Origin of the sequence: Streptomyces xanthii, assembly GCF_014621695.1 — a bacterium.
Lineage (GTDB): Bacteria > Actinomycetota > Actinomycetes > Streptomycetales > Streptomycetaceae > Streptomyces > Streptomyces xanthii.
The window spans coordinates 2988966-3001939 of record NZ_CP061281.1; the positions used below are offsets into that span (position 1 = coordinate 2988966).

At 70.5% G+C, this 12974-nt stretch carries 14 protein-coding genes; 11 read left to right on the plus strand and 3 right to left on the minus strand.

Annotated elements, in window-relative coordinates:
- Positions 1-42: 42 nt before the first annotated feature.
- Complete coding sequence (locus IAG42_RS13405; protein WP_188337251.1) at positions 43-1647, minus strand: beta-N-acetylhexosaminidase; 1605 nt, start codon at positions 1645-1647, stop codon at positions 43-45.
- Between the two features lie 368 nt (positions 1648-2015).
- On the opposite strand from IAG42_RS13405, the gene IAG42_RS13410 reads away from it, so the two are divergent.
- The 5 genes from IAG42_RS13410 to IAG42_RS13430 all read left to right on the plus strand — a co-directional run bounded on the left by IAG42_RS13410 (position 2016) and on the right by IAG42_RS13430 (position 6080).
- On the plus strand, positions 2016-2495 hold the full coding sequence (locus IAG42_RS13410; protein WP_394811214.1) for a 2-oxo-4-hydroxy-4-carboxy-5-ureidoimidazoline decarboxylase: 480 nt from the start codon (positions 2016-2018) through the stop codon (positions 2493-2495).
- Between the two features lie 170 nt (positions 2496-2665).
- Positions 2666-3046, plus strand: a complete 381-nt coding sequence (sdhC, locus tag IAG42_RS13415) for a succinate dehydrogenase, cytochrome b556 subunit (protein ID WP_100594758.1) — start codon at positions 2666-2668, stop codon at positions 3044-3046.
- 8 nt (positions 3047-3054) lie between these two features.
- Positions 3055-3540 (plus strand): succinate dehydrogenase hydrophobic membrane anchor subunit, encoded by a 486-nt coding sequence (locus IAG42_RS13420; RefSeq protein WP_188337253.1) that lies wholly within the window; start codon positions 3055-3057, stop codon positions 3538-3540.
- An 18-nt stretch (positions 3541-3558) separates the two neighbouring features.
- Positions 3559-5313: a succinate dehydrogenase flavoprotein subunit gene (gene sdhA / locus IAG42_RS13425; protein ID WP_188337254.1), complete on the plus strand. Its 1755-nt coding sequence runs from the start codon at positions 3559-3561 to the stop codon at positions 5311-5313.
- Positions 5313-6080, plus strand: a complete 768-nt coding sequence (locus tag IAG42_RS13430) for a succinate dehydrogenase iron-sulfur subunit (protein WP_188337255.1) — start codon at positions 5313-5315, stop codon at positions 6078-6080. The genes sdhA and IAG42_RS13430 overlap by 1 nt, the downstream gene beginning before the upstream one ends.
- A 62-nt stretch (positions 6081-6142) precedes the next feature.
- On the opposite strand, the gene IAG42_RS13435 is transcribed toward IAG42_RS13430, so the two are convergent.
- Positions 6143-6601: an Lrp/AsnC family transcriptional regulator gene (locus IAG42_RS13435; RefSeq protein WP_188341359.1), complete on the minus strand. Its 459-nt coding sequence runs from the start codon at positions 6599-6601 to the stop codon at positions 6143-6145.
- Positions 6602-6680: 79 nt separating this feature from the next.
- Here IAG42_RS13435 and IAG42_RS13440 point away from each other — a divergent pair, with 79 nt between their 5' ends.
- The 6 genes from IAG42_RS13440 to IAG42_RS13465 all read left to right on the plus strand — a co-directional run bounded on the left by IAG42_RS13440 (position 6681) and on the right by IAG42_RS13465 (position 11298).
- On the plus strand, positions 6681-7628 hold the full coding sequence (locus IAG42_RS13440) for an SMP-30/gluconolactonase/LRE family protein (protein WP_188337256.1): 948 nt from the start codon (positions 6681-6683) through the stop codon (positions 7626-7628).
- A gap of 9 nt (positions 7629-7637) precedes the next feature.
- The gene (locus tag IAG42_RS13445) at positions 7638-8054 is read left to right on the plus strand and encodes a VOC family protein (protein ID WP_188337257.1); all 417 of its coding nucleotides are present in this window, start codon (positions 7638-7640) and stop codon (positions 8052-8054) included.
- Between the two features lie 146 nt (positions 8055-8200).
- A complete protein-coding gene (locus tag IAG42_RS13450) occupies positions 8201-8608 on the plus strand; it encodes a hypothetical protein (protein ID WP_188337258.1) in 408 nt (135 codons plus the stop codon).
- Positions 8609-8625: 17 nt separating this feature from the next.
- Positions 8626-9216 carry a thiol-disulfide oxidoreductase DCC family protein gene (locus IAG42_RS13455; protein WP_394811215.1) on the plus strand — a complete coding sequence of 197 codons (591 nt, stop codon included), beginning with the start codon at positions 8626-8628 and terminating at the stop codon, positions 9214-9216.
- 104 nt (positions 9217-9320) lie between these two features.
- Positions 9321-9980: a TetR family transcriptional regulator gene (locus tag IAG42_RS13460; RefSeq protein WP_223206396.1), complete on the plus strand. Its 660-nt coding sequence runs from the start codon at positions 9321-9323 to the stop codon at positions 9978-9980.
- A 154-nt stretch (positions 9981-10134) separates the two neighbouring features.
- Positions 10135-11298: a D-alanyl-D-alanine carboxypeptidase family protein gene (locus IAG42_RS13465; RefSeq protein WP_188337261.1), complete on the plus strand. Its 1164-nt coding sequence runs from the start codon at positions 10135-10137 to the stop codon at positions 11296-11298.
- An 81-nt stretch (positions 11299-11379) separates the two neighbouring features.
- Here IAG42_RS13465 and IAG42_RS13470 read toward each other — a convergent pair whose 3' ends face one another.
- Positions 11380-12933 carry an ABC transporter substrate-binding protein gene (locus IAG42_RS13470; protein ID WP_188337262.1) on the minus strand — a complete coding sequence of 518 codons (1554 nt, stop codon included), beginning with the start codon at positions 12931-12933 and terminating at the stop codon, positions 11380-11382.
- Positions 12934-12974: the final 41 nt, after the last annotated feature.

The window sequence follows — 12974 nt, forward strand, 5'->3', positions numbered from 1 at the left end:
GGCCGGGCTCCGGGGCCGCGCCGTCCGGGGAGAACCCGGTGGTCAGTTCCCCAGCCGGTTCGCCAGGGCCGTGAACTGCGCCCACGTCAGCTCCGGCTTCTTCGGGTCCCACAGCTTCTGGACGGTGGCCCGCAGGGGCATGCGGATGCCTTGCGCGACCTGGGCCGGCGTCTGGGACCCGGCGAGGTCGCACCAGACGGCGAAGGTGCCGCCGAGGATCTGGGCGTCGTACTTCGCGGGGACCGGGGTGGTGCCGCGCACGACGAGCGGGGTCCAGCTCTCGTAGATCCGCTGACCGGTCGGATAGACGAAGGTGTTCGGCTGGCCGAGGACGTAGTAGAGGTACTCGTCGTTGTAGTTGGTCAGCTTCTGTCCGGCGCTCAGATAGGAGACGGGTTCGCGCGCACCGATCTCCTTGCCGGTCCAGTACGCGACCTCCAGGTCCTGGTCGGCCCGGACGATACCGCCGGTGAAGAACCCGTCGTTCCAGGCCTTCAGCTTCCGGCCGAACGGGGCCATCGTCTTCGCCCGGTCGTTCAGCCAGCCCTCGGCGAGGTCCTGCACGCGTGCGTTCGCCCCGTACTTCTGGCGGGCGGCGGTGGCCAGCTGGGGGTAGGACGCCTCGGGGTTCTGCTTCACCAGGGCCTGGTACTCGTCGCCGCCCAGATGCCAGTACGCGCCTTTGAACAGGCCCGCGAACTCCTTCAGCAGATCGTCCACGATCTTCGCCGAGGCCGGCTCGGAGATGTCGATGGCGCCCCGCGTGGGGACCCCGGCCGCGTCGCGCAACTGGAGGTCGGGGTGGGCGGCGATGACCGCGCCGAGGTGGCCCGGCGAGTCGATCTCCGGCACGACGGTCACGTGCCGCTGCGCCGCGAGCGCGAGGATGTCGCGGACCTCCGCCTTGGTCAGGTGCTGGGGGGACACGATCTCGGGGTGCGTGTCGGACTCGATCCGGAAGGCCTGGTCGTCGGAGAAGTGCAGCCCGAGCTGGTTGTACTTGAGGTCGCCGATCTCGCGGATCCGGTCCTTGATCCAGTCGGCGGTGAAGTGCTTGCGCGCGATGTCGATCATGAACCCGCGCTGTGGCTTGGCCGGCTCGTCCGCGACGACGCCCTCGGGCGCGGTGCCGCCGCCGTGCACCTCCTGCTTGAGCGTGCGCGTCCCGAGGAAGACACCGCCGTCGCTCGGCCCGACGATCCGCACCGTCCCGCCCTCGACGGTCATCCGGTACGACTCCGGGTTCGCGCCCTTCGCCCCTCCGAGCGCAAGCTCGACGTCCCCGGCGCCCGCCTTCCCCTTCCGCCCGCCGTACTTCAGCCCCAGCTCGTCCGCGACCAGCCGCCCCTCGTCGGCGAGCGAGGCGTCCCGCACCCGCACCGATCCCCCGCCCGGCTTCCATCCGGGCCCGCGCGCGGCGGTGAACTCCCGCACGGACGGGATGGTGCTCGGAGGCTTCGAGAGCGGGTAGGACCGCGTGGGTGACGGCTTCGAGGCAACCGTTCTGGCCGACTTCGAGTCCGCCGGAGCGGGCCCGGCGGAATCCCCGCCGCTGTCCGGCCACAACGCCACGGTCAGCACCACGGCCCCGGCCGCCACGACCGCGCCCCCGGCAAGAAGGGCCTTCCGCTCGATTCCCACGCGCACCACCGCTCCCTAGAGGGGCGCGAGGACTGCACGGCAACCACAGACAACCCGCACCCGCGAACGATCATCTCCCCTACGACGAGAAGGCGCGCGACGGCCCTCGCCCGATCCACCGACCGCCACCCAAACCTCCCCGTCCGAGTGAAATTCGCGCATCCGTCGGACACCCGCAATCACCCATGACTACGGTTACGACCCAAAACAGCCCGAACTCAGACCCGCACAGCCGCCGGAGGCACCCGCTGTCCGCCGCCCCAGACGCCGTTCCGGGCCGCCTGCCCATACCCGCTCAGGCCACACCTCGCGGGGGCCACAGCGGCCTCACCCAGTTCAACGCCCTTGCGCAGGGACACGCCGAAGCCGCCCTGATGCGCTGCTGCGGCAGTCTCGCCTGGGCCCACCGGCTCGCCGCGCACCGCCCGTACCCGGACCTCGACGCGCTGCTCGCCGCGGCCGACGAGGCGGCGTACGACCTGGCGCCCGCCGACATCGCCCAGGCCCTGGCCCGCGAGGAACCGGCCCGGCCGCCGGACGCGGCGGGCTACTCCGCGGCGCACACCGCGCTGGCCGCCGCGCACGCCGCGTACGAGGCCCGCTTCGGGCACCCCTTCGTGCTGTTCCTCGACGCCACCGCGCCCGGCGAGGCCCTCGACCACCTGCTCAGCGCGCTGCGCGACCGGATGGGCAAGGAGCCGGAGGAGGAGCGGGCACTGGCCGCCGAGGAGCTCCGCCGGCTCGCCCGGGGAAGAATCACCCGGCTCGTCCGGAACCTCCCGGTCACCCGTACAGCCGCACCGGACGCGATCTGCCCGGATCGGTGCGGCAATAGCCCGTACGTGCCTGTTTGATTGCCTGTTTGATCACACGAGTGGGCCCCCGCGCGAACGAGCCGCCACGTCGTCGATACGATGTCGAGCGGCCGGTGGACCGTACCCGGCCGGGCCCGACCGACAGAGCTGTATCCAATCGGCTTACGCGTGGCGGCCGGCCCCAGTCCCCACTCCCGGAGGGTTCTTCCGTGCCGGCTGGAACGCTGTACCGCGGCCGGGAAGGCATGTGGTCGTGGGTGGCTCATCGAGTCACCGGTGTCCTCATCTTCTTCTTCCTGTTCGTACACGTGCTGGACACCGCTCTCGTCCGCGTCTCCCCCGAGTCGTACGACGATGTTGTCTCCACCTACAAGACGCCGATCGTCGCACTCCTCGAGTACGGCCTCGTCGCCGCCATCCTCTTCCACGCGCTCAACGGCCTGCGTGTCATCGCCGTCGACTTCTGGTCGAAGGGCCCGCGCTACCAGAAGCAGATGCTCTGGACCGTCGTGGGCATCTGGGTCGTCCTGATGGTCGGGGCCCTGTACCCCGTCCTCGGCCACGCCGTCCGTGAACTCTTCGGGAGCTGAGGCCAGACATGTCTGCTGACACGACCCCCGCCACCTCCGGCGTCGGCCCCGTCGAGGGCGCCTCGCTCTACGACGCCGACAACCCGGCCCCGTACATCGAGGCGCCGCGCAAGCGCACCTCGAAGACGGGCAAGGGCAGCCGCGGCAACTTCGAGATGGCCGCGTGGCTGTTCATGCGCCTGTCCGGTGTCGTCCTGGTCGTCCTCGTCCTCGGCCACCTGCTGATCCAGCTCGTCCTCGACGGCGGCGTCTCCAAGATCGGCTTCGCGTTCGTCGCGGGCCGCTGGGCGTCCCCGTTCTGGCAGGGCTGGGACCTGCTGATGCTGTGGCTCGCGATGCTGCACGGCGCCAACGGCCTGCGTACCGTCATCAACGACTACGCCGAGCGCCCCCAGACCCGCCTGTGGCTGAAGGGCCTGCTGTACGCCGCGACGGTCTTCACCGTCCTCCTGGGCACGCTGGTGATCTTCACCTTCGACCCCAACATCCGTTAAGCCGAGGCGAGCGAACCCGTGAAGATTCACAAGTACGACACCGTCATCGTCGGCGCGGGCGGCGCCGGCATGCGCGCGGCCATCGAGTCGACCAAGCGCAGCCGCACCGCCGTGCTGACCAAGCTCTACCCCACCCGCTCCCACACGGGCGCCGCGCAGGGCGGCATGGCCGCCGCGCTGGCCAACGTGGAGGAGGACAACTGGGAGTGGCACACCTTCGACACGATCAAGGGCGGCGACTACCTGGTCGACCAGGACGCCGCCGAGATCCTGGCGAAGGAGGCCATCGACTCGGTCCTCGACCTGGAGAAGATGGGCCTGCCGTTCAACCGCACCCCGGACGGCACGATCGACCAGCGCCGCTTCGGCGGTCACTCCCGCAACCACGGTGAGGCGCCGGTCCGCCGGTCCTGCTACGCCGCGGACCGCACGGGCCACATGATCCTCCAGACGCTGTACCAGAACTGCGTCAAGGAGGGCGTGGAGTTCTTCAACGAGTTCTACGTCCTGGACCAGCTCCTGGTCGAGGAGGACGGCGTCAAGAAGTCCGCCGGTGTGGTCGCCTACGAGCTGGCCACCGGCGAGATCCACGTCTTCCAGGCGAAGTCGGTCATCTACGCCTCCGGCGGCACCGGCAAGTTCTTCAAGGTGACGTCCAACGCGCACACCCTGACCGGTGACGGCCAGGCCGCCTGCTACCGCCGGGGTCTGCCGCTGGAGGACATGGAGTTCTTCCAGTTCCACCCGACCGGCATCTGGCGCATGGGCATCCTGCTGACGGAGGGCGCCCGCGGTGAGGGCGGCATCCTCCGCAACAAGGACGGCGAGCGCTTCATGGAGAAGTACGCGCCGGTCATGAAGGACCTCGCGTCCCGTGACGTCGTGTCCCGCTCCATCTACACGGAGATCCGTGAGGGCCGCGGCTGCGGTCCCGAGGGCGACCACGTCTACCTCGACCTCACGCACCTCCCGCCGGAGCAGCTGGACGCGAAGCTCCCGGACATCACGGAGTTCGCGCGCACGTACCTCGGCATCGAGCCCTACACGGACCCGATCCCGATCCAGCCGACCGCGCACTACGCCATGGGCGGCATCCCGACGAACGTCGAGGGTGAGGTCCTGGCGGACAACACCACGGTCGTCCCGGGCCTGTACGCCGCCGGCGAGGTCGCCTGTGTCTCCGTGCACGGCGCCAACCGCCTCGGCACCAACTCGCTGCTCGACATCAACGTCTTCGGGCGTCGTGCGGGCATCGCGGCCGCCGAGTACTCCCACAAGGCCGACTTCGTCGAGCTGCCGGAGAACCCGGCCTCGCTCGTCGAGGAGACGGTCGAGCGCCTGCGCAACTCCACGGGCACGGAGCGCGTCGCCGTCCTGCGCAACGAGCTGCAGGAGTGCATGGACGCCAACGTGATGGTGTTCCGCACCGAGCAGACGATCAAGACGGCGGTCGAGAAGATCGCCGAGCTGCGCGAGCGCTACAAGAACGTCGCGATCCAGGACAAGGGCAAGCGGTTCAACACCGACCTGCTCGAGGCCATCGAGCTGGGCAACCTGCTCGACCTGGCCGAGGTCATGGCGACCTCCGCGCTGGCCCGCAAGGAGTCCCGCGGTGGTCACTACCGCGAGGACTTCCCGAACCGCGACGACGTCAACTTCATGCGCCACACCATGGCGTACCGCGAGGTCGGCGACGACGGCACCGAGTCCATCCGTCTCGACTACAAGCCGGTCGTCCAGACCCGCTACCAGCCGATGGAGCGTAAGTACTGATGGCTACTCCGACCATGGACAAGCTGGAGGCCCTGGAGAAGGACTCCACGTCCTCGCACCTCATCACGGTCACCTTCCGCATCCGCCGGTACAACCCGGAGGTCTCCGCGGACGCGGTCTGGGAGGACTTCCAGCTCCAGATCGACCCGAAGGAGCGTGTGCTCGACGGTCTCCACAAGATCAAGTGGGACCTGGACGGCACGCTGACCTTCCGCCGCTCGTGCGCGCACGGCATCTGCGGCTCCGACGCGATGCGCATCAACGGCAAGAACCGCCTTGCCTGCAAGACGCTCATCAAGGACATCAACCCCGAGAAGCCGATCACGGTCGAGGCCATCAAGGGCCTCACCGTGCTCAAGGACCTCGTGGTCGACATGGAGCCGTTCTTCCAGGCGTACCGGGACGTCATGCCGTTCCTGGTGACGAAGGGGAACGAGCCGACGCGTGAGCGTCTGCAGTCCGCCGAGGACCGCGAGCGTTTCGACGACACCACCAAGTGCATCCTGTGCGCCGCGTGCACGTCGTCCTGCCCGGTGTTCTGGAACGACGGCCAGTACTTCGGTCCGGCCGCGATCGTGAACGCCCACCGGTTCATCTTCGACTCGCGCGACGAGGCCGGCGAGCAGCGCCTGGAGATCCTCAACGACCGTGACGGTGTGTGGCGTTGCCGCACCACCTTCAACTGCACGGACGCCTGCCCGCGTGGCATCGAGGTCACCAAGGCGATCCAGGAAGTGAAGCGCGCGCTCATCACGCGCCGCTACTGATCCTGGTACCCGCAGGGCTGTGAGGGCCCCGCTCCCCGGAATTCTCCGGCGGGGCGGGGCCCTCAGCCGTTTCCCGGCCCTTCGGTGCCGGTCGGCACCGGGCGTTCGAAGAAGGTCTCCAGGACCACCGTCGCCTGGGTGCCGCTCACGCCGTCGATCGCGTAGAGGCGGCGCAGCACGTCCTGGAGCTGCTCGGTCGTCGCCGAGCGGACCTTCACGAGGACCGAGGCGCTGCCCGCGATGATGTGCGCCTCCACGATCTCGGGGATCGCGGCGAAGGAGTCCGCCGAATCACCCATCCACGCCGAGGACTCGACCATCACGTAGGCGAGCACGCCCTGGCCGAGGGCCGCCGGGTCCACGTCGACAGTGGTGCGGCGCACGACACCGCGCTCGCGCAGCTTGCGGACGCGCTCGTGGGCGGCGCCGGTGGACAGGCCGACCTCCTTGCCGAGCGCCGCGTACGCGGTCGTCGCGTCGCGCTGGAGCGCGGCGATCAGCTTGCGGTCGATGTCATCCACGATCTCCATGGCGTCACCGTACCTCGTTCTGGCATAGTCCAGTGCGACAGGATGACATTCGGTATCGCACCCGTAGAGGATGATCGTGTCCATAGATCGCATTCCCGTGTCGTACGAAATCCTGGACGAGCGCTTCCGCACCGGACGGTGCGCCAACGGGGACGACTTCCTGCAGGTCCTGCACACCGGCAGCCGTTGGGCCGAGGGGCCCGTCTATCTGCCCGCCTGGCGCCAGCTGGTGTGGAGCGACATCCCCAACGACCGGCTGCTGCGCTGGGACGAGCAGAGCGGCCACGTGAGCGTCTTCCGCTCCCCCGCCGGATACGTCAACTGCAACACCCTGGACCGCGAGGGCCGGCTGATCCACTGCGAGCAGGGCAACCGGCGCGTGACGCGCACCGAGCACGACGGCAGCCTGACCGTGCTCGCGGACCGCTGGGAGGGCAAGCGGCTCAACAGCCCGAACGACGCGGTGGTGCGCTCGGACGGCTCGATCTGGTTCTCCGACCCGGACTTCGGGATCACGAGCGACTACGAGGGCCATCGCGGCGAGTCGGAGATCGGGGCGAACAACGTCTACCGGATCGACCCCGTCAGCGGCGAGGTCCGACTGGTCGCCGACTGCTTCGGGGCGCCGAACGGGCTCGTCTTCTCCGCCGACGAGAGCGAGTTGTACGTCTCCGACACCCGCTCCGGCGTCCTGCGCGTCTTCGACGTGCGCGACGACGGGACCCTCTCGGACGGCAAGGTGTTCGCCGAGACGAAGGAGGGGCTCGGCCGCTTCGACAACATCCGCTTCGACGACGGCGGCCGGCTGTGGGCCGCGGCCATGGGCGGCGGCGTGCACTGCTACGACCCCGACGGGACGCTGCTGGGGCGGCTCCTGGTGCCGGAGCCGGTGGCGAACGTGGTGTTCGGCGGCCCGAAGAACAACATCATGTTCCTCGCCGCGTCCACCTCCCTGTACTGCCTGATGACCGCGGTCACCGGAGCGCCGCGGATCGGTCCGTGGGGATCCGCCCGCTAATCTGACGGAATGTCACTCACCTCCCGAAAGTCCGGCCTGGGCGTCCTCGGGTTCGACAACGCCCTCCTGCCGGTGGGCGATCTGCCCGAGGCCGTCACCTTCTACGAGCGCGCCGGGTTCCCCGTGACGTTCCGCCTCGACGAGGCCGGGATCGCCCTCCTCGGGGCGGGCGGGGAGACGCCGGGGCTGCTGCTGCGCACCGAGGAGGGGTTCGGGCCCCGGCCGGTGCCGTGGCCCGCCGCGCGGCTGTGGCTGGAGGTGCGGGACGCGCGGGCGACGGCGCGGGCGCTGAGCGAGGCGGGCATCGAGCCGCTCGCGCCGCCGCTGTCGACCTCGACCGGGTACGTCGTCGAGATCGCCGACCCATGGGGGAACGTCATCGGGTTCACCGACTACGCCAAGCGGCCGGAGCTGGCCCGGAGTTGAACCTTCCGCTTACCGCCTCCTGACCCTCACCCCGCCGGGGAACTGAGAGCCGCGTCACGCACGCCGCTCTCCGCTTGAACGTGTTCAAAAACAGGTCTACTGTCCTGCACGTCAGCGTTTTTGAACGCGTTCAAGGAGGGTGGGGCATGGACCTCACAGTCGTCGCGTACGTCGTCTACCTCGTCATCAGCATCGGGCTGACCATCTGGGTGGCACGCACGCTCAGCCGCAACGGCCGGATCTTCCTGGCCGACGTGCTGCACGGGAACGAGAAGCTCGCCGAGGCGGTCAACCACCTGCTGGTGGTCGGCTTCTACCTCGTGAATCTCGGGTTCGTCGCGCTCTACCTGAGCGGCGACGAGACCATCGCCGACGCCCGCGGGGTCTTCGAGGCCCTGTCGACCAAGCTCGGCGTGGTGCTCCTCGTCCTCGGCGCCATGCACCTGGGCAATGTCTACGTCCTCAACAAGATCCGGCGGCGCGGTGTCATGGAGCGCGAGCAGCAGCCGCCGGTGCCGTCCCAGGCGTGGACCGCTCCGGCGGCCGGAGCGTGACCACGCCGGGAGCGGCCGTGAATCCGGTGGCCCGGGACGCCCGGGGGGACGTCCCGGTCCGCCGGCTCACGGTCCTGTACGACGCCGACTGCCCGCTGTGCACGTTCGCCCGGGGCTGGCTCGGCCGCCAGCGCCAGCTCGTCCCGCTGGAGTTCGTCGCGGCGGGCTCGGACGACGCGCGGGCCCGCTACCCGGGGATCGACCACGCCGCCACCCTCGGCGACATCACGGTGATCGGCGACGGCGGGCAGGTCTTCCAGGGCTCGGCCGCCTGGGTCGTGTGCATGTGGGCGCTGCGCGAACACCGCGCGACGGCGCACCGGATGACCACGCCCGCGGGCATGAAGGTCGCCAAGCAGGTCGTGCTCGCCGCCGCGAAGTACCGGGAGGCGCACCGCACACGGCAGGCCGGGGGCGGGGTGTACCGGCGCGAGGACGGGTGGACGTACGACCCGCGGCACGGATGGACGTTCGAGCCGCCAGCCTCGTCGCCGGAGCGGTCCCCGGACCGGCCCGACCGGGACGGCTGGTTCCAGGAGGCGTACGGGTACGGGGACGGGGCGCCCGTCTGCGACAGCGGTTGCCGCACGGACGACCCGGCCGATTAGGCTCGGTGACCGTGGCTACTGAAGAACCCGGGGCCGTCCGGCGCAAGAGCGCCGACAAGCCCGCCAAGAGCGAGCAGACGCGGGCGCTGATCCTGGAGACCGCGATGCGGCTCTTCCGGGAGCGGGGCTACGACAAGACCACCATGCGGGCCATCGCCCAGGAGGCCGGGGTCTCGGTCGGCAACGCGTACTACTACTTCGCGGGCAAGGAACATCTGATCCAGGGGTTCTACGACCGGATCGCCGCCGAGCACCAGGCGGCGGTCCGGCCCGTGCTCGACGCGGAGACCGATCTGGAGAAGCGGCTGGCGGGCGTGCTCCGGGTCTGGCTGGAGATCGCCGAGCCGTACCACGAGTTCGCCGCCCAGTTCTTCAAGAACGCGGCCGACCCGGACTCCCCGCTCAGCCCGTTCTCGGCCGAGTCGGAGCATGCCCGGGAAGCCGCGATCTCCGTGCACCGGGAGGTCCTGGCCGGATCGAAGGCGAAGGTGCCCGCGGAACTGGCGCAGATCCTGCCCGAGTTGATGTGGCTCTCCCAGATGGGGCTCGTCCTGTACTGGGTGTTCGACAGCTCGGAGGGGCGCGAGCGCAGCCGGCGACTGGCGGAGCGCGGGGCCCGGCTGACCACGCGTGGCGTGGCGCTCGCCCGGTTCCGGGTGCTGCGGCCGCTCGTGCTGGAGGTGCACGAGCTGTTCATCGACTTCCTGCCGGGGATGACGCGGGGCGGGACGGAGGGCGGGACGGGGGACGGGACGAAGGGCTAGCGGGGCTGAGGCTGGGGCGTCGCGGGGGGGCGTTGCCGGGCGCTGCCCCGGGCGAGGCTGGTTCCGGGCGGGGTGGGGCTGGTCCTGGCGGGGGCCGCGCCGGGTCGGGTCACCCGCTGTCCTTTACCTGGTCTTTCACCTGTACGTTCGCCAGATGCCCGGCACCACCTCGTCTCCGCAGTTCAGCCGCCGCGCCGCCCTCGGCATCGGGTTCGGCGCCGCCACCGCTCTCGCCCTGCCCGCGCCGCGCGCGTCCGCCGCGCCGGTCGCCTCGGGCGCCCCGGGAACGGCGGGGGTGCCGAGAGTGCCGAGACTCGACGCGCGGGCCTGGCTGGTCGCCGACCACGACAGCGGCAAAGTCCTCGCCGCCTCCGGTGCGCACCGCGCGCTGCCGCCCGCTTCGACGCTGAAGATGCTGTTCGCGGACACGGTGCTGCCGCGCTTCGGCGCCGACGAGAAGCACCGGGTGACCGCCGCCGACCTGGCCGGGATCCCGGCGGGCTCCAGCCTCGTCGGCATCCAGGCCGGGACCACGTACACCGTCCGGCAGTTGTGGCAGGGCGTCTTCCTGCGCTCCGGGAACGACGCCGTGCACGTGCTCGCCTCGATGAACGGCGGCGTCGCCAAGACCGTGCGGGAGATGCAGCGGCGAGCCGAGGAGCTGGGCGCGAACGACACCCACGTGGTCAGCCCCGACGGCTTCGACCACCCGGGGCAGGTCTCGTCGGCGTACGACCTCACGCTGTTCGCCCACGCCGGGCTCAGGAACGACGACTTCCGCGCGTACTGCGCCACGAAGACCGCCGACTTCCCCGCGGGCGGCGGCAAGACCTTCCAGATGCAGAACACCGACCGGCTGCTCACCGGCCAGGGCGTGACCCCGTACGAGGGGCTCATCGGCGTCAAGAACGGCTACACCTCGCACGCGGGCAACACCTTCACCGGCGCAGCCACCCGCGACGGCCGCACCCTCCTCGTCACCGTCCTGCGCCCGAAGTCCGGCTACGAGGCGGTCTACGAGGAGACCGCGGCGCTGCTCGACTGGGGCTTCCGGGCGGTGGACCGGGTGACGCCGGTCGGCACGCTGGGGGCGCCGCCGGCAGGACGGGGCGGGGCCTCGAAGCCGGGCGGTGAGCAGGGGGCACCTGCCGGGTCGACGCGCGCGGCCGCTTCGCCGTCCGGGCCGGCGCCGTCCGGTGAACGCAAGGAGGCGCTGGCGCTGGGCGGGTCCGCGGCCGTCGCGGCACTCGCCGGCGGCGGGCTGCTGGCGCTGCGCCGCAGGGCCCGCCCCTCGGGACGGCGGCGCAGGAAGGCCTGACGGCCGCCGTCCTTCACCAGCCCGGCCTCAGTCCTTCACCGGTCCGGCTGTCCGGCCGTCAGTCCTTCACCGGTCCGGCCGTCAGATCCAGTCGAGCTCCCACAGGCGGAACACGCCCGTCCCGTCGGACAGGTACTGCCCGCCGGTCACGTCCTCCGTGCTGAGCACGTACTCCTTGCGCTGCCACAGCGGGATCAGCGGCACGTCGTCCGCGACGTCCTCCTGCAGCGTGCGCAGGTCCCTGAGCGTGCGCCCGCGGTCCTCGTACTCCTGGCTCGCCAGGATCAGGGCGTCCACCCGCTTGCTGCTGTACCCGTTGTGCATGCCCGAGCCGGTGCGCACGAGCTGTGCCGTGAACGTGTCCGGGTCCGGGAAGTCCGGCAGCCAGCCGACCCCGTACGCGTCGAGCTTGCCCGCCGTGTACCGCTTCTGGAACTCGGCCCAGTCGTAGTACTTCGGCGTCACCTCGAACAGATCGGTCCCCCCGGCCTGCCGCGCGATCTCCTCCGCCTCCGCCTTCGACGCCGCGCCGCGCGAGTACGCGAACTCGAAGCGGACCGGCGTCGTCACCCCGGCCTCGGCGAGCAGCCGGCGGGCCCGCTCCACGTCCGGCTGCGGGTACGCGTCGAAGAACGCCGTCGTGTGCCCGGTGATCCCGCGCGGCACCACGGAGTACAGCGAGTCCACCGTGCCCTTGTACGCCGTGTCGACCAGCTTGTCCCGGTCGATGAGCGAGGCCAGCGCCTGCCGCACGCGGCGCTCGTGCAGGGGCTTGCCCGCGCGCACGTTCAGCACCAGGTTGCGCGTCTCGGCGCCGTCGACCTCCGTGACCCGCTGCTCCTGGTCACTGGTCGACAGACCGGCGAGCATCGCGGGCGGCAGCTGGCGCGCGGCGACGTCGACGGCGTGGCCCTTCCACGCGGACTCGAGCGCGTCGGAGTCCTTGAAGTAGCGCAGCTCGGTGGGGTGCGTGGGGACCTTCGCGGGGCCCTCGTAGTTCTTGTTCGGCACGAGCGTGGCCCGGCTGCCGGCCTTGTACGCCTTGAGGACGTAGGGGCCCGTGCCGTCGATCCGCTCGCCGGGGCGCAGCGCGTCCGCCGGGTAGATGTCCCGGTCGACGATGGCTCCCGCGCCGGTCGCGACCTTGAACGGGAACGTGGCGTCCGGCGACGACAGGCGGAACGTGACCGTCAGCCCGTTCGCCTCCACGCTCTTGAGCGTGTCGAGCAGCGAGGCCGGACCGACCGGGTCGTTGATCTTGCGCACGCGGTCGAAGGAGTACTTCACGTCCTTCGCCGTCATCGTCCGGCCGCTCGGAAACTTGATGTCCGACTGCAGCTTGCAGCGGTACGTGAGCAGCCCCGTGCCGACGAACCGGCACTGCTCGGCGGCGTCCGGTACCGGATTGGTGCCGCCCGGCGCGAAGGTCAGCAGCGACTGGAACACATTGCTGTACAGCGCCCACGAGCCCGCGTCGTACGCGCCCGCAGGGTCCAGCGACGTGACGGCGTCCGTCGTCCCCACCCTGACGGTCTTTCCCCCGTCGCTCTTCTCCGGCAACAACTGCCAGCCGCCGAGCCCCGCCGCGACAATTACCACAACCGTCGCGATGACTCGCAGACGAACCGCGCGCATCAAACGTCCCTCCCCAGTGACGGTTATCACTGAATCACAGT

Excerpts from the sequence above, each read along its gene's own strand:
- IAG42_RS13440 (WP_188337256.1), top strand. The coding sequence starts at position 6,681 with ATGATCGTGTCCATAGATCGCATTCCCGTGTCGTACGAAATCCTGGAC.
- IAG42_RS13420 (WP_188337253.1), top strand. The coding sequence starts at position 3,055 with ATGTCTGCTGACACGACCCCCGCCACCTCCGGCGTCGGCCCCGTCGAG.
- IAG42_RS13450 (WP_188337258.1), top strand. The coding sequence starts at position 8,201 with ATGGACCTCACAGTCGTCGCGTACGTCGTCTACCTCGTCATCAGCATC.
- IAG42_RS13445 (WP_188337257.1), top strand. The coding sequence starts at position 7,638 with ATGTCACTCACCTCCCGAAAGTCCGGCCTGGGCGTCCTCGGGTTCGAC.
- IAG42_RS13410 (WP_394811214.1), top strand. The coding sequence starts at position 2,016 with ATGCGCTGCTGCGGCAGTCTCGCCTGGGCCCACCGGCTCGCCGCGCAC.
- IAG42_RS13430 (WP_188337255.1), top strand. The coding sequence starts at position 5,313 with ATGGCTACTCCGACCATGGACAAGCTGGAGGCCCTGGAGAAGGACTCC.
- IAG42_RS13465 (WP_188337261.1), top strand. The coding sequence starts at position 10,135 with ATGCCCGGCACCACCTCGTCTCCGCAGTTCAGCCGCCGCGCCGCCCTC.
- IAG42_RS13460 (WP_223206396.1), top strand. The coding sequence starts at position 9,321 with ATGCGGCTCTTCCGGGAGCGGGGCTACGACAAGACCACCATGCGGGCC.
- IAG42_RS13470 (WP_188337262.1), bottom strand. The coding sequence starts at position 12,933 with ATGCGCGCGGTTCGTCTGCGAGTCATCGCGACGGTTGTGGTAATTGTC.